This is a genomic window from Acinetobacter sp. V2, from assembly GCF_001188385.1.
GTDB classification, from domain to species: Bacteria; Pseudomonadota; Gammaproteobacteria; order Pseudomonadales; family Moraxellaceae; genus Acinetobacter; species Acinetobacter oleivorans.
In genome coordinates this window covers 140,487-155,596 of sequence record NZ_JZFB01000002.1, presented here as the reverse complement: position 1 = coordinate 155,596, position 15,110 = coordinate 140,487, and the positions used below count along the sequence as shown (strand labels likewise).

The following is a 15,110-nucleotide window of genomic DNA, read 5'->3' as shown; positions in this document are numbered from 1 at the left end:
GGAGGTGCTTCAGGCTCATGGTAACAACATCAGAAACAACACAAATTATTACTCAGCCAAAAATTGAGGAATCTGTAGAGCCAAGTCTAAAACGTTGGTTTAAACATTTATGTTATTTCCCAGCCAGTAGCCGTTATTTTTCAAAACAAGATAAGCAAATTATTGCCGATGCTGTACAGCGAGCAGAACATGGACATGTTGGTGAGATACAGGTGGTAATTGAAGGCCATATTCCATGTTCACAAGCCTATAGACAAAACACGCGTTTAAGAGCACAGCAGCTATTTGCAGAGTTGGGCGTTTGGGATACTGCATTAAATAGCGGTGTATTGTTATACCTAAATTTATGTGAACGTACTGTAGAAGTTATATTTGACCGTGGTATTAGAAATGCGACTAACGATCAGGTCTGGCAGCAGATTTGTGAGTCTATCGTTCAACAGCTTAAACAAAAACAATATCAACAAGCTGTCGTGATGGGTGTGCAGCAAATTGGAGAGGTATTGTCACATTTTTATGATGAAAACATGCCAGATCAATCCAATGAATTGGGAAATGCTCCAATTATTATTAATTAAGTTATTTTCTAAAAGTTCTATATCTCATAAATTTTAAGTTTTTAATTTCTTAAGGTGGCTGACAAAAAATGTCACCTATTTATTTATTTGTAAAGAGAATTTGCTCACAAAAACAAATACAAAGTTTGATAAGTTTTGTTTACTTTTTTTGATGTGTGATCTGTTATAACCAAAAGTTGTGTGACGTTTTTTGTCAATTATTTACAGTGATTTTAGATTAAGTGGATTTTAAAATTAATATAAGCTTTTGTTTTATAAGTAAAATAAAAGTTGGCATGGTTGCTGCTATATAGTTGATAGCTGAAAAGGCTTATATAAAAACATACATACAATCTTTGGGGAAAAGGCTATGAATGCACAAAAAGGTTTTACATTAATTGAACTCATGATCGTGGTTGCGATTATCGGTATTTTGGCGGCAATTGCGATTCCGCAATATCAAACTTATATTGCGAAATCACAAGTAACAAGAGCTGTAGATGAAGCTGCAGGTCTGAAAACTGCTTTAGATACATGTATACTTGATGGAAAAGCAACGGCTGCATGTGACTTTGGCGCTACTGGATCAAATATTTTAACAGGTGCTGCTACAGGTGGCTTAAATGGAACTAATGGAGTATCTTCTGGGGTTACAGGTGTTCCTGTTGCAGTAATTGGTGCTAACGCGACAACTGATTCAACAATTACTGCGACAATAGGTAATAGTGCTGCTCAAGCGATTGCTACCCAAACCATCGTTTGGACAAGAAATGCTGGTACAGGTACATGGACTTGTTCTTCAAACGTGTTGCAAAAATATGCTACTTCAGCTTGCCCGACAACTAGTACTAACTAATAATAAAAAATAAAAAAACGCACCTCATGGTGCGTTTTTTTTATTTTAAAATTTACTTCGATCGGTATTAGCAGTTTATAAATTAGTTAGAACTTCTCTTTTTCTATTTGCATGTATAATTCTTTCAAGTCTTAGTCTCTAACCTTTCACTATGCAAGTATTCTTCTTATTCCTCGCTGCAATCCTGTTAGGTTTTGCATGGTTGTCTCCATTTCACTATAGTCCTTGGGTTATGTTCTCGAGTGAAGTGAGTACTTTTGGGGCTGGATTATGCGTATTAGCCGCTCTAATTCAGCAAAATATTAAAATTCCTAGAGCACAACTATTGTTGCTGCCATTTACTTTAATTCCGGTAGTGCAGTGGGGTTTTGGTTTGGTTTTTGATCTGAGCACAGCCTTATTGAGTTCATTTTACTTGTTAGGTTTTTGGTTTATGGTCTTGGCTGGTTATAACTTGTCTTTAGATCAACAAAAGCGTGATCAAATCTTTTCGGGTTTTAGTTTACTCGTAATTATAGTATCCCTTAGCACTAGCTTTATTGCAATTTGCCAATGGTTGAATATCGAGTCTCATATTCCTTATGTGCTTAAGTTGCTGAGTAATCGTCCTTACGGTAATTTTGGTCAACCTAATAATATGGCAACCTTTTTAATTATTGGATTATTAGGGTGTTTATATTTATATGAAAAGAATAAAGTAACAATATGGTTGTTACTACCTTCAGCCCTCATTATTTTATTTACAGTTGCATTGAGTCAATCAAGAACTTCATGGATAGTTTTTCCATTTTTACTCATCTATTGGGGGATCAAGCTGTTTAGAAAGCAAAAAAGATTTGGATTTGCTCAAGGCTTCTTATGGTGCTTAACATTTTTTTTAATTGCTGGATTAATCTTACCGTATATTACTCAATTCATTGAATTCTCTACAAATACACAGATTACTGAAACAAGAACGTTTGTTGCTCGAGCAGGTTCGGGGCATGAACGTGTAGGTATGTGGATACAAATATTACATGCTATAGCTCAGCAGCCGTGGGCAGGGTATGGATGGAGTCAAACTAGTGTTGCTGTAGTAGATAGTATTCAATATGGAACTGTACATGTATGGTTTAATAGTGCCCATAATGTACTGCTTGATTTAATTGTTTGGAATGGTATTCCATTGGCAGCTGTAATCATTGCTTACTTTGCGTGTTGGTTTCTTTGGTTAAATCAACAGGCTAAAGAAACCATCTCAATTATAGCGATTATGATGGTGTGTGCGGTGTTTATTCATGCCATGTTCGAGTTCCCACAGCGCTATGCTTATTTCTTACTTACCTGTGGTTTCTTGCTCGGTGTCATTCAGGCACAGACTCCAGTACTCAAGGGAGTTGTACTTAATAAGCAACTTTTTGGCTTAATATGGATAGTTAGTTTACTGCTTATTATTGCGATTTTACGTGATTACAATGTGTATGTTCTAAATAGTAATTTACTGTATAAGAATAAAAAGCCAAATGCAGAGTTCATGGGAAGCAGTAAAATTTTTGTTTTAACACAGTTTGAAGAGCGTTTAAAATGGATTGAACTTAATCCAAAAACTAAATTATCTGAAGCTGAGCTAGTCCAGTGGGGAAACTCAGTAAAGAATAAAGCAACTCCATATAATTTACGTAAAAATGCAAAATTGCTGGCTTATAATGGAAAACCAGAGCAAGCAGAGCAGCAATTATTAATTTTAAAGCATCTCTATAAGCAAAAAATAACGCTACCAGAGTTATTAAAAGAAAAGTAAAAAAAATCCCCTTGTATTCAAGGGGATTTTTTTATGAGAAATTACATTTGACTCTGGATATAATTTTCAATACCAACGCTGCCGATAAGGTCAATCTGAGTATCTAACCAGTCCCAATATTCTTCTTCTTTTTCTAAAATTTCTTGAACAAGATCACGAGTCACATAGTCTTGTTCTGTTTCAGCGAGTGCAACTGCTTTTTGAATCGCTTCTATATTTTCTTTCACTTTACGAATGTCACATTGCAGAACTTCTTCTGTATGTTGGCCGATATAAAGTTTGCCTAAGTGCTGAAGATTAGGTAAGCCTTCCAAAAATAAAATACGTTCAATAATTTTGTCTGCATGCTTCATTTGACGAATGGATTCTTTGTATTCAGCAGAGCCAAGCTGCTCAATTCCCCAATCATTAAACATGCGTGAATGTAAAAAGTATTGATTAATTGCAGTTAGATGATGATACAGCACTTGGTTGAGCTGATTAATGACATCACGATTGCCTTTCATTGTAGCTACTCCAAAACAATTTCTGCCTTAATTCAATTAAGGCAATCTATAAAACCATTCTAGTGAACAAACACTGATATGGCGAGTAATTTATAGAACAGCAAATGAAAATCGCAATCAAAAACAACACAATATTAGGAAAGGAGAGTTTTCAACCAAAAAAAACCGCTTGAATGAGGAACTATTAACGTTCCGCAAAAAGCGGTGGAGGAGCTAATAAATACTATTAAATTTTTATAAATCTTTTACGCAGCTACAGAAATACGAGCAGCGATTTCTGCTAATTCTTCATTAATAATAGCACGTGCTTCTGGTGCACAGCGTCCACAGCAAGTACCAAGATCAAGCAAATCACGAATTTCGCGATAGCTTTCAGCGCCATTTTCAACAGCGTCTTTAATATCTTGATCGGTAATGCCACGACACAAGCAAACGTACATGGGAGTGATCCCCAAATATAAATGCGATAATTGATATTATTGATAATTATTATCGTTTGTCAATGAAATTCATTTAAAATCTCATTTATTATTATTGGGAATTTGGATAAAAAAATACCACCTGAGCGGAAATCTGAGTTGTGTTCAAATTTTATACAAAGGTGGTTCATGATTTAGAGTTAAAAATTTAACGGAAAATATTCAATATATTTCTATATCTTATTGATTAATAACTACAATACCATCCATTTCAACTAAAGCACCTTTTGGTAAACTTGCTACACCAAGTGCTGCACGTGCAGGATACGGTTGCGCAAAATATTCACCCATAATTTGGTTTACAAGTTGGAAGTTTGATAAATCAGTGAGAAAAATATTGAGCTTGGCAATGTCTGCTAGAGAACCGCCGGCAGCTTCACAAACTGCTTTTAAATTATCAAATACACGGCGAATTTGAGCTTCAATACCTTCTACAAGTTCCATACTGTATGGGTCTAAACCAATTTGCCCTGAAAGATATAATGTATTATCTACTAAAATGGCTTGAGAGTATGTGCCGATAGCAGCAGGGGCATTTTCAGTATGAATTACTTGGCGGGACATTTGGTTCTCCTTGATTAAATCTCATTTCATCATAATCGATGATCGCTTTGGACAAAAGTATCATCGATTTAATTGATTAAGTGGATTTGGAAAGTTTGATTTTGTTAAAGAAACATAAATCTGACCAATAGCCCTTATAAAGACTTAGCTTACTTTTGAAATTTCCATCTGTGGATTAGGCGCATCCAAACGCTCAATACGTGGAAAACCATAATGCATACGTAAGTCACGGATGACTTTTGCAATATGTTTGCGGTTGTTCACCACAATATTAACAAAAGTTCTTTGCTCATTTGAGTGAACCATTTCTACCCCTGCATTATTTTTACGACATTGATAGATCAGGTCTGATACCTGTTCATCATTCATTGCCATTTCTATAGCGAGGTAGGCTGTAAAACGAACATCATCTACGTCATCTGCTTTCCATTGAAGCGGCATAATATTTTCAGGATGTAGATGTTGTTCATGTAGCAAGTTATGGCAGCGGATACGATGCACAATTAACCCACGACGTGTTAAATGTCCTTGAATTGGGTCGCCCAAAACTGGATTACAGCAATGCGCATATTTAACGTCGATACCTTCAGTACTTTGAATGAGTCGATCTGAATTTTCCACTTGTGGATGCTTGTCATGAGCAAATAAGTGATTAGCCACAAGTTGAGGTAGTAGGTCGCCAACAGCAATTTGTTCAAACAATGTATTTTTATTATCGATGTGACGCCATTGAAGTAAATCTAACCAGTCGGCCTCAGAGAGATCGTTAATCGAACGGTTAAATAGTTTCAGTGCTCGAGAAAGTGCTTGTGCACCGACAAGACGTTGTTCTTCAATATCTTGATCTTTAAGGACATGCTGTAAGGCACGGCGAGCTTTTTGCGTATTAATAAAACTTAACCAGTCTGGATTTGGTGTTGCTAAAACATCCGTAATAACTTCAATAACCTGACCGCTGATTAATGGTGTCGATAGTGGTTTAATCTCGCCATCTACTTTTGCACCAACGGCATGGTTACCTAAAAATAAACTGGCTGAATAAGCAAAATCAACTACGGTAGCACCTTGTGGTAATTCGTGGAGCTGACCATGTGGAGTGTAAACCCAAATTTTTTCTTGGTGTAAGTAATCTAATAAATCATTGAAGGTCGTTTTTGCACATTCTCCATCGATGAGCGTATTCAGATTTTGCATTGAAGCCTGAATAGCCGAACGACAAGTTTGTGGTGCATTTTCACCAAGCACTACCCCAAAACGAGCAGCTTTACGCATAAGCTCGGTTTGAATAGTAAGAGAGAGTGTGGTTTTTTCGCCTTTGAGCTTAATTAATAAAGACTGGTTGCCACCTGGTAGCGGACGACGGATATGGTCTTTATATTGAATGACCTGAAAGTTTTCTCTTAAAGCATCAACTAGGCGGTCACAGTCGGCAATTGATTGTAAAACGATTTCAAAAGCATGGCTGTGGGTAAGCTCTTGTAGATCCATCTCATTTTTAACGAAATGGCGTAATAATTCGATATTGTTGTTTTTCTTTTTAATGCGGCCTTGAATATGATAATTATGAAGAAGTTCAGCGAGGTTTTGTTCCCAGATACTTTGATATTTACATCGCTCTGGTTTGGTTAGACGTAGTGCATTTTGCACGTTATCAAACATATCAAGATCAAGATTTTGATAACAAAGATTTTCTAGATTATCACCCATTTCATTCATGCCGACTAATCTTGCCATTGGCACAAAGATATCAAGAGTTTCTTGAGCAATACGGGCGCGTTTATCTGGACGTAAAGCACCTAGAGTTGTCATATTATGATAGCGGTCGGCTAATTTAATAATAATGACACGTGGGTCCTGTAGGGTCGCTTGCAAGATTTTTCTAAATGAGGCGGCCTTGTTATATTCTTTATCACTGGATTGGCTAAGTTTGGTTACACCGTCAACCAGCTCGGCAACTGTCAGGCCAAATTTTTCAGTAATATCTTCTTTTGTATATTGAGTATCTTCAATAACATCATGCAAAAGAGCTGCCATTAAGGTTTCAGCATCTAAACGCATGTTCGCAAGAATACAGCTGACAGCAATTGGATGCAGAATGTAGGGTTCACCACTTTTACGTGTAATGCCAGTATGCGCTAGATCGGCAAAATCACAGGCAGCAAGCACTTTCTCGACTTCACTTACCGATAAGTAAGGGTCGATAATCAATTTAAGCTGTTGCTTGGCTTGGCTGACCTCTTCGCCTGGCATAAATCACCCTTTTTCCTAATACTGAAAAACTAAATCTATCTACTTCTTAATGAAAAGCATATTGCGGAACTTGTCAATTTTTTCATTTGAAAAAGTGTATTTTTTTTTCAATGAAAATAATTGCTTTTTTCAATATCTTTAAATTCAAGACAAAGCCAAATAAAAAACCACCGCAGAAAAACGATGGTTTTTTTATGAAACAGAATTAATTAGAAAGAAAAACCTTCTAAATTCAAGCTGTTTGTAGAAAGAGCAAGATCAAGACTAGAAGTTTGATAATCTTGTTCACGTTGCTTAAGAATTTCTTTCGTAACGTGCCCTGCCGCGATTTCGCGCAAAGAAACTACAGTCGGTTTGTCGTTATCCCATTCTACAGTTGGCTCCATGCCTTGACGTGCCAATTGACGAGCACGTTTACTTGCAACGAGCACAAGCTCAAAACGGTTGTCTACATGATCTAAACAATCTTCAACGGTGACGCGTGCCATAAAAGTTCTCGTTTTGGAATGGTGAATTTGAACAGACTAAACAGTATAAAAGGCTTTCGATCTAGACTCAAGTTATTCCTGTCTTGGTTGAGGAGTAATCAAGTCTTGAATTAATGTTTGATAACGTTTCGCTTGCTGAGATAGCACTAGACGGTTTGCTGTAATCACAGCTTCAATCTCATGTAGAGCTTTATTAAAGTCATCATTAATAATGATGTAATCAAAGTTCGTGTAGTGCTGCATATCTTCAACTGCACAGCTTAAACGATGTTCAATGACTTCAACTGAGTCTGTGCCGCGATTAGATAAACGCTGACGAAGGTCAAACTGTGTTGGCGGTAAAATAAATATTTGCTTAGATTCAGGAAAAAGTTTGCGTACTTGCTCTGCACCTTGCCAATCAATTTCAAGTAGAACATCGTGTCCTTGAGCTAACTGTTGTTTTACAGTTGCTTGAGAAGTGCCATAGTAATTACCAAATACTTCAGCGTATTCAATAAAACCGTCATGGTTGACTTGGTCTAGAAATTCATCTTTTGTAGTGAAGTGATAGTGAACACCATCTAATTCACCGGGACGTTGACCTCGGGTAGTATGTGAGACTGAAACATGTAAATTGCTCACACGGTCAAGCAGGGCTTTCACCAAAGATGTTTTGCCCGTTCCTGATGCAGCAGAAACGACAAACAATAGACCCGACATGATATTTTTCCTGATATGATAAAATATCTTCGCTATTGTAGTGTACCGTGCGTTTAAACTGAATAGTTTTAATTGCAAATATTCAAGAGAAATTCCCCTGTTTTATTAATTTTGAGGCTGTTATGGAAATTGTGTTAGCTAATCCGCGTGGTTTTTGTGCCGGTGTTGATCGAGCCATAGCAATCGTCAATCGGGCTTTAGAATGTTTTAACCCTCCTATTTATGTACGTCATGAAGTTGTACACAATAAATTTGTTGTTGATGACTTACGTCAAAGAGGGGCAGTTTTTGTTGATGAACTAGATCAGGTTCCGGATGACTCAATTGTAATTTTTAGTGCCCACGGTGTTTCAAAAGCTGTTCAGCAAGAAGCAGAGCGTCGAGGCTTAAAAGTTTTTGATGCAACTTGTCCTTTAGTTACCAAAGTTCATATTGAAGTGACTAAATATGCGCGTGAAGGTACTGAAGCCATTTTAATTGGTCATGAAGGGCACCCAGAAGTTGAAGGAACAATGGGCCAATATGACAAATTGAAAGGTGGTGACATTTATTTAGTTGAAGATGAAGCTGATGTTGCTGCGCTTGCAGTTAGACATCCTGAAAAACTTGCATTTGTAACTCAAACAACTTTATCTATTGATGATACAGCTAAAGTTATTGATGCTTTGCGTGCAAAATTTCCTCAGATCCAAGGTCCGCGTAAAGATGATATTTGCTACGCTACTCAAAACAGACAAGATGCTGTACGTGACTTGGCGGAACAGTGTGATGTGGTATTGGTTGTAGGTTCGCCTAACTCTTCAAATTCAAATCGTTTACGTGAGCTTGCAGAGCGTATGGGTAAAGCTGCTTATCTTGTTGATAATGCTGACCAGTTAGAACAGTCTTGGTTCAATGACACTTGCAAAATTGGTGTGACAGCGGGTGCTTCAGCACCAGAAATTCTAATTAAGCAAGTAATTCAACGCTTACAAGACTGGGGCGCGCAAGCACCTAAAGAATTAGATGGACGTGAAGAGAACATAACCTTTAGTCTTCCTAAAGAATTACGTATTCATGTGACACAAGCATAAAGTGTGACTTATTTAACATACTGATTTTAAAATAGTAAAGCAGATAATTGTTGATATGACAGTTATCTGTTTTTTTATACCCTTCATCTGCTTTGTATTTGTTTTGTAAATCTAAACCGTAAAATTTAAATAATAAATAAAAAATTCTTAAGTTTATTTGGGGTTCTGGGGATGAGGGGAATTATTCCGCAAGAAGGGTTCACCTTGGTTGAGCTTATGGTGACGATTGCAGTAATGGTCATTATTGCGATGATGGCTGCGCCGTCTTTTACTCAACTCATGGCTAAGCAAAAATTAAATGCAAATACGAGAGAGTTAATTTCCACCTTATCTCAAGGGCGTAGCCAAGCTGTTTTATTAAGAACGAATGTTACTGTCCATTTAGGTGATGGAACGAATACAAATACAGATTTTTATTGGGAACCCACTTCAGGAAATCAAGTAACTGCACCTACCTCTATAAGTAGTATTACTTTTGGTAGAGATGGGGCGTTAGTTTTAGGTATTTCAGCTGATACGGATTTTGTGATTTGTAATTCAATCGCTAAAACTCAAAAATCTTTTGCATTAACCCGGATGGGAACTGTTTATTCAAAAAATGATGGAACTTGCTCATGAATAAATATAATCAAAAGGGCATAGGGATGATGGAAGTATTAGTTGCTTTGCTGATTCTTGCGATAGGGGTTCTAGGATTTACTGCATTGCAGTTAAGAGCCGTTGATGCCACCGATGAGGCTATGAGTAAAATTCAAGCCATGAATCTTGCTAGAGATTTAGCTGAACGTATTCGTGTAAATAGGGCTGCATTTAGTACCTATGGCGATAATTTAAATGCAACAACACAAAGTACAACAGCGACTCCAGAATGTATTCAAACAACAAATACAACGCCATGTACTACGTCTGTTCAAATGGCAAATTATGATACGGCACAGGTTGTGAGTCAGGCAAATAATCTAGGAATGACGATTCGGTTACCTGACTGTCAGGTGAGTGGGACTCAAAACCGCAAGTGTGTCTATGTCGCATGGGGAAAAACAAAAGCAATAAATAGTTCTACTGATTCAGATGCTTGTACGAATGGTGGTGCATATTTGCCTCAAGCAAAATGTGTCATCATGGAGTTATATTGAGATGAATAAAATATATATTCAGCAGGGGTTCACACTTGTCGAATTCATGGTAGCAATTGTTTTGGGGCTATTGATTACAGCTGCTGCCACTCAGCTATTTCTTACTGGACAAATTTCTTTAAATACTCAACGCGCGATGGCTGATCTACAGGAAAGTGGAAACTTTGGATTACGCTATATCTCAAACGACATTCGCAAGAGTAACTATGGAAACAATAACATCATAAATGATCGACTGGCTAACGGTGGAATTGTAATAACCACGAGACAAACTTCCCGTTTCCCAGCAGTAGCAAGTCCAACTTATACGGCAGATACGATTCCAACGAATATGCCAGATACAATTCCGTCAACAGTAGCTGTGCCAGTGACAAGTTTCGCTACCAAGGCCAGTAACGTACAAGTTTCGGCGGTACCACCCGCTACTGGAAAGGTAAATCAAGGTAGCGATCAATTAGTTGTCCAGTTCTTTGCAGAGCAGGCCGGCGTTGATTGTGAGGGTAATAATTATGAGGCGAATAGATACATTGTAGAGCGTTTCTTTTTAAGATCAGATTCAAATGCCATATCAAATGAACCTAATACTGCATTAGCACTTGCATGTGAAGCGGGTTCGTATGTAGCGGGTGACACCACGATTTTAAAAAATCCTTCAACATCTACCACTGTATTTGGTGCGACAGAAGGAGAAATCTTGGTAAGACGTGTAGATCATTTGCACTTTCTGTTAGGTATTTCTGATGATACCAATACAACAAATTTTCGGTATATCTCGATTGGGCAATATCTTGCTTTGAATGCAAATCCGCGTCCGCGAGTCAATTCCATTCAAGTTGGTGTACTTGTACGTTCCAATGAAAGCATTCGTGAGAATGGTTTGGTTTCAGATAGCCAAACTTATAAAGTGCTTGATCAAAATGTATCTATTAAGGTGCCGACGGGGAACCCTCCAAAATATTTGCGTACAGTTATTACTCAAACTATCGCCTTGCGTAATGGTTTGTTTTCTCAAGATACGGCGGTAATGTAATGAAAGTACAAAAGGGTTCAACATTAATCGTTGTTTTAATTTTACTGCTAGTGATTACAGTAATTGGGACGTTGGCTGTTCGTCAGAGTCTAACAAGTTTAAATATTGCAACAAACAGTCAAGCGCAACAGTTACTCATGCAGTCATCTGATTCTGTACTTTACCGATTAGGTGCCGAAGGCTTCGCTAGTACGAGTGGTAATCCCACAAGTCTACTTGGCTATGCATTACAAAATCAGGGGAAAGAAGTAGTTTTTTGTTTTAGAAGTCAGACCTCTCCTGCAACGTCTTTCTCTGTCGCAAATACGAGTACTTTACAATGGAACGAAGAAAATACGGACATCACTGTAAATGGTGTATCTGGATTTTGTGATTTAAGTGCAGTTAATGATTATGCTAGCCGTCGCAAAGCGCAAATGACACAAGTTGCTATTGTTGTAAATCCACCGTTAAGTACACCTGCACGCCCATTACAAATTGTCACTTTAGGGAGTGATCTTGAAAGTTTGGGGAAATTGGATAATGAGCAAACAAAAAGAATAAGAGTATATGTGACATCTATTTTACCCAATTTATCCGATGCTTCTCAGACTGCTATTACAAATTGTCTGAAACGTCCGAATAGCCAGCCATTATCAGGTTCAAACTCAACAGTATCGAGTTGTTTACAAGATTTGAATGTTCCATTTAATACGCAGTTTCAGGATTTTGTGTTGAGTACATATCAACGTCAGAACTCGGTTTAATTGGATTATTGGGGAATAGATGAAATGAAGATATTAAATACAAAAAAAGCTAAAGTTTTAAAGTGTAAAGTACTCGTCATGGCGATATCTGCCATTATGACAAGCACGGTAACAACATCAGTTGTTCGAGCGAGTGATGTGCAAATTTATCAAAATCCAACGGCAACTAAATATCCGATTATTATGTTGGCAATTGATAATTCTTTTAGTATGGCAATTAATGATGCCTATTATAACAATACAAGAATGTCACGTTTAGATGCTCTGAAGCGCTCTTTAGTCACTGCTTTACAAGCTTTAAACACAGATGGTACCTATAAAATTCCTAATATCACTTATATGGGATTAACTAAATTTGCTGGTGATGTTAGTAATCCTAGACGTTCTAGAATTTGGGTGCCAGCAAAAAGACTAGATGCTTTAGTATCAGGGACAAAAACACAAAGACAATTTCTAATAGAGCAGATTAACGGGCTAGGTGCAGATTCAAGTACACCTACTTCAACTTTATTTGCAGAAACTTACGCCTATTTATTGGGGAGTCGTACGGATAGTCCTAATGCTGTAAATAACTTTTCAAATGGTTACCAAGCAGATCTTTCTGGTATGGGTAATGCTGCAACAGGTACTGTTTCAAACGGAAAGTACATTGCGCCAATTGAATCTTTACCGAATGAAAATGATAAACAGTGTTCAACACAGGGTGTCTTCTTTTTAACCGATGGTGCACCTTCTGGTATTCCAGCAACAAACACACAATTATTACTTAAGAATGTTGCTGCAAATGCAGGCATCACAGGAGTGGATGCTAATACCATTAGTGGTTCTGTTACAGATGTACCTGCTGTTTATTATAACTATAGTAAAGCTCGTAATTCAGCTACCACAAATGGTGAGTTTTACGAGATGAAACTATCAGCAACGGATAATGAGGTGACGACTAATAATACAGTAACAGGTTATCAAGATCGAAGTGGATGGTCATATATTGCAGATCTAGTTAAAGCGACATCGACAACTGCAACACCTATCTCAAAGAAAAGAATTTATTTAGCTACAGTTGGATTTGGACCTCTTTTTAATACTGCAGTTAATAGTAGTGGTAATCGGGTTGAAACCTGTGACAAAGATTCAACTGGACGCAATATCCATTGTTATATTGGTTCTGGAGGAGCTGTAAATATCAATCTGGGTAATTCTGATACTAGTCCTTACTCTAACACTCTTAATGCTGATGCATTAAAGATGTTGGGAGATAAAGTTGGTGAAGGTGATACTTATGGAACCGATAAACCTATTGGTGGCTATACCTATGCAGATACAGGTGAAAAAGTACAGAATGCTTTATTAAGGTTTGTAGGCGCAATTTCACAAGGGACTTTTGAGGCAGCTAGTTTCGGGACTTATGTGGTACCAGCTGATCCAATGGCAACCAGTGCATCTTATTCTTATGTTTTTGCACCACAGTTTCAGCCTAAAGTAAGTGGGTCGGGTGGGACAATAGTCTCTACGCAACAGTTATGGTTAGGGAACCTTAAAAAATATACCTTAAATTCATCTGGTACTATGGTTGATGTGAATGGTAATACCGTATTAAAAAATACAGGTGGTATTAATACTTTAACTCAGGACTTTTGGAATGCTGAGAATATTAATGATGGAGACGATGCTCTCAAAGGTGGGGCGTGGTCACAACTATCAGTTCCAAATACGTCTTCAGGTACGCTCAGCACGGTAACTAATGCTTCAGATATTCAAACCCGGCCTCTCTACATTAACGCAACTATTCCGACAGCTTTAACTGATACGAATAAAAATAAAGTTGTAGCTGCAAATAGTTTAACTCAACTGAGTACGCAAAATGTTCTGACTGCTAGCTATATTGACAGTACAGCAGGTTCAGGAACGACAGCATGGCGACAAAACGTTTACCAACCTTATCTGTTATCTGCACTAGGTTATAAGCTTACAAAAACTGAATTAGAAGCCAAAACCGCAGGCTATAAGTGGGATACTGTTGATAAAGTAAAAAACTTAAACGTTATGCAGCAAATGGGTGGCGTATTACATTCTGACCCATTACTAGTGACTTTAGAAGCCAAATATGACCCCACTACAGGTGCAATTTTAAGTAATACTCAAAGTACGGTAAACCGTAAAGATTATATTGTGATGGGATCAATACAAGGTTTACTACACATACTGAATCAAGCCACTGGTAAAGAAGAAATGGCTTTTCTTCCCAATGAAATTCTTCAGGATGTTAATCGTCGAGATGCTTTATTAGATGTAAGTAATACAACAACATCTACAACAAATCCATTTTATGGTATCGATGCTCAATGGGGTTCATGGATCGAATATAATGTTGATGCGACGAATAATAAATTTAAAGCCAATATTGCCAATATTTATGGTGGTATGCGTATGGGTGGAAAAAGCTATTATGGCTTAAATATTAAAAATCCAGCAGATCCAAAATTTTTGTTTCAGATTGACCCTGTAAATGGGGTAATTAATAGTGGTACCAGTGGTGTGTCTGCTACAGGGAACCAAGTAACTGCACTTCAGGCAATGGGGCAGAGTTGGTCCAAACCAACACTTGCAAAAATTCGTCTCAATAATCAAGTTAAAAATGTCATGATTGTAGGAGGTGGATATGATCCAGCTTATGAGACGGATGGTTATCAGCCGACTTCAACCACTGTAAATGCTGGCGCTGGTATTTATATTTTTGATGCGACTACAGGTGCTTTATTGTGGGATGCTCGTTACGGTAGTAGTAATAGCACTAGTACGGTTGACGTCAAGGATAGTAATTTAAAATATAGCGTAGTGAGCCAAATCAAAGCTTTCGATCGAGATGCAGATGGTTTGGTTGATAATTTATATTTTGGTGATTTAGGTGGGCAAATCTTTCGCGTTGACTTGAATAATGGTTAT

The 15,110-nt window shown here is 37.5% G+C and carries 15 protein-coding genes and 2 pseudogenes; 9 read left to right on the top strand and 8 right to left on the bottom strand.

The window, feature by feature from the left end; genetic code table 11:
* Positions 1-17: 17 nt before the first annotated feature.
* The 3 genes from UC75_RS09555 (at position 18) to UC75_RS09545 (ending at position 3,193) form a co-directional block, all read left to right on the top strand.
* A complete protein-coding gene (locus tag UC75_RS09555) occupies positions 18-578 on the top strand; it encodes a TPM domain-containing protein (protein WP_049837602.1) in 561 nt (186 codons plus the stop codon).
* A 349-nt stretch (positions 579-927) separates the two neighbouring features.
* Positions 928-1,413 (top strand): pilin, encoded by a 486-nt coding sequence (locus tag UC75_RS09550; protein ID WP_049837439.1) that lies wholly within the window; start codon positions 928-930, stop codon positions 1,411-1,413.
* 151 nt (positions 1,414-1,564) lie between these two features.
* Complete coding sequence (locus UC75_RS09545) at positions 1,565-3,193, top strand: PglL family O-oligosaccharyltransferase (protein WP_049837438.1); 1,629 nt, start codon at positions 1,565-1,567, stop codon at positions 3,191-3,193.
* Between the two features lie 41 nt (positions 3,194-3,234).
* Here UC75_RS09545 and bfr read toward each other — a convergent pair whose 3' ends face one another.
* The 7 genes and pseudogenes from bfr to gmk all read right to left on the bottom strand — a co-directional run bounded on the left by bfr (position 3,235) and on the right by gmk (position 8,182).
* Positions 3,235-3,699, bottom strand: coding sequence for a heteropolymeric bacterioferritin subunit Bfr (gene bfr, locus UC75_RS09540; RefSeq protein ID WP_000678123.1), 465 nt, complete (start codon positions 3,697-3,699; stop codon positions 3,235-3,237).
* Between the two features lie 245 nt (positions 3,700-3,944).
* Complete coding sequence (locus UC75_RS09535) at positions 3,945-4,139, bottom strand: bacterioferritin-associated ferredoxin (protein ID WP_004789790.1); 195 nt, start codon at positions 4,137-4,139, stop codon at positions 3,945-3,947.
* A gap of 219 nt (positions 4,140-4,358) precedes the next feature.
* Positions 4,359-4,742 (bottom strand): RidA family protein, encoded by a 384-nt coding sequence (locus tag UC75_RS09530; protein WP_004789789.1) that lies wholly within the window; start codon positions 4,740-4,742, stop codon positions 4,359-4,361.
* 144 nt (positions 4,743-4,886) lie between these two features.
* Positions 4,887-6,992 carry a RelA/SpoT family protein gene (locus tag UC75_RS09525; RefSeq protein ID WP_049837437.1) on the bottom strand — a complete coding sequence of 702 codons (2,106 nt, stop codon included), beginning with the start codon at positions 6,990-6,992 and terminating at the stop codon, positions 4,887-4,889.
* Between the two features lie 39 nt (positions 6,993-7,031).
* A pseudogene (locus UC75_RS18785) lies at positions 7,032-7,121 on the bottom strand (hypothetical protein); the annotation flags it as partial.
* A gap of 80 nt (positions 7,122-7,201) precedes the next feature.
* Positions 7,202-7,480, bottom strand: coding sequence for a DNA-directed RNA polymerase subunit omega (gene rpoZ, locus UC75_RS09520; RefSeq protein WP_002116990.1), 279 nt, complete (start codon positions 7,478-7,480; stop codon positions 7,202-7,204).
* 72 nt (positions 7,481-7,552) lie between these two features.
* The gene (gene gmk / locus UC75_RS09515; RefSeq protein WP_049837436.1) at positions 7,553-8,182 is read right to left on the bottom strand and encodes a guanylate kinase; all 630 of its coding nucleotides are present in this window, start codon (positions 8,180-8,182) and stop codon (positions 7,553-7,555) included.
* 122 nt (positions 8,183-8,304) lie between these two features.
* On the opposite strand from gmk, the gene ispH reads away from it, so the two are divergent.
* Positions 8,305-9,255 carry a 4-hydroxy-3-methylbut-2-enyl diphosphate reductase gene (gene ispH / locus UC75_RS09510; RefSeq protein ID WP_005301007.1) on the top strand — a complete coding sequence of 317 codons (951 nt, stop codon included), beginning with the start codon at positions 8,305-8,307 and terminating at the stop codon, positions 9,253-9,255.
* Here the strand turns inward: ispH and UC75_RS18780 are convergent.
* Positions 9,221-9,521, bottom strand: a pseudogene (locus tag UC75_RS18780) (hypothetical protein); the annotation flags it as partial. The gene ispH and the pseudogene UC75_RS18780 sit on opposite strands and share 35 nt — an antisense overlap.
* On the opposite strand from UC75_RS18780, the gene UC75_RS09505 reads away from it, so the two are divergent.
* From UC75_RS09505 to UC75_RS09485, 5 genes are all read left to right on the top strand, one after another.
* A complete protein-coding gene (locus UC75_RS09505) occupies positions 9,427-9,873 on the top strand; it encodes a pilus assembly FimT family protein (RefSeq protein ID WP_049837435.1) in 447 nt (148 codons plus the stop codon). The pseudogene UC75_RS18780 and the gene UC75_RS09505 overlap by 95 nt on opposite strands.
* Positions 9,870-10,391 carry a type IV pilus modification protein PilV gene (gene pilV, locus UC75_RS09500; RefSeq protein WP_049837434.1) on the top strand — a complete coding sequence of 174 codons (522 nt, stop codon included), beginning with the start codon at positions 9,870-9,872 and terminating at the stop codon, positions 10,389-10,391. Before UC75_RS09505 ends, pilV begins: the two co-directional genes overlap by 4 nt.
* 1 nt (position 10,392) lies before the next feature.
* Positions 10,393-11,421, top strand: a complete 1,029-nt coding sequence (locus UC75_RS09495) for a PilW family protein (protein WP_013196713.1) — start codon at positions 10,393-10,395, stop codon at positions 11,419-11,421.
* Complete coding sequence (locus UC75_RS09490) at positions 11,421-12,167, top strand: PilX N-terminal domain-containing pilus assembly protein (protein WP_049837433.1); 747 nt, start codon at positions 11,421-11,423, stop codon at positions 12,165-12,167. Before UC75_RS09495 ends, UC75_RS09490 begins: the two co-directional genes overlap by 1 nt.
* Before the next feature lie 24 nt (positions 12,168-12,191).
* The coding region (locus tag UC75_RS09485; RefSeq protein ID WP_049837432.1) for a PilC/PilY family type IV pilus protein at positions 12,192-15,110 on the top strand (2,919 nt) is incomplete at its 3' end.

Coding starts and splice junctions, on each gene's coding strand:
- UC75_RS09555 (WP_049837602.1), top strand. CDS start 18: ATGGTAACAACATCAGAAACAACACAAATTATTACTCAGCCAAAAATT.
- UC75_RS09550 (WP_049837439.1), top strand. CDS start 928: ATGAATGCACAAAAAGGTTTTACATTAATTGAACTCATGATCGTGGTT.
- UC75_RS09545 (WP_049837438.1), top strand. CDS start 1,565: ATGCAAGTATTCTTCTTATTCCTCGCTGCAATCCTGTTAGGTTTTGCA.
- bfr (WP_000678123.1), bottom strand. CDS start 3,699: ATGAAAGGCAATCGTGATGTCATTAATCAGCTCAACCAAGTGCTGTAT.
- UC75_RS09535 (WP_004789790.1), bottom strand. CDS start 4,139: ATGTACGTTTGCTTGTGTCGTGGCATTACCGATCAAGATATTAAAGAC.
- UC75_RS09530 (WP_004789789.1), bottom strand. CDS start 4,742: ATGTCCCGCCAAGTAATTCATACTGAAAATGCCCCTGCTGCTATCGGC.
- UC75_RS09525 (WP_049837437.1), bottom strand. CDS start 6,992: ATGCCAGGCGAAGAGGTCAGCCAAGCCAAGCAACAGCTTAAATTGATT.
- rpoZ (WP_002116990.1), bottom strand. CDS start 7,480: ATGGCACGCGTCACCGTTGAAGATTGTTTAGATCATGTAGACAACCGT.
- gmk (WP_049837436.1), bottom strand. CDS start 8,182: ATGTCGGGTCTATTGTTTGTCGTTTCTGCTGCATCAGGAACGGGCAAA.
- ispH (WP_005301007.1), top strand. CDS start 8,305: ATGGAAATTGTGTTAGCTAATCCGCGTGGTTTTTGTGCCGGTGTTGAT.
- UC75_RS09505 (WP_049837435.1), top strand. CDS start 9,427: ATGAGGGGAATTATTCCGCAAGAAGGGTTCACCTTGGTTGAGCTTATG.
- pilV (WP_049837434.1), top strand. CDS start 9,870: ATGAATAAATATAATCAAAAGGGCATAGGGATGATGGAAGTATTAGTT.
- UC75_RS09495 (WP_013196713.1), top strand. CDS start 10,393: ATGAATAAAATATATATTCAGCAGGGGTTCACACTTGTCGAATTCATG.
- UC75_RS09490 (WP_049837433.1), top strand. CDS start 11,421: ATGAAAGTACAAAAGGGTTCAACATTAATCGTTGTTTTAATTTTACTG.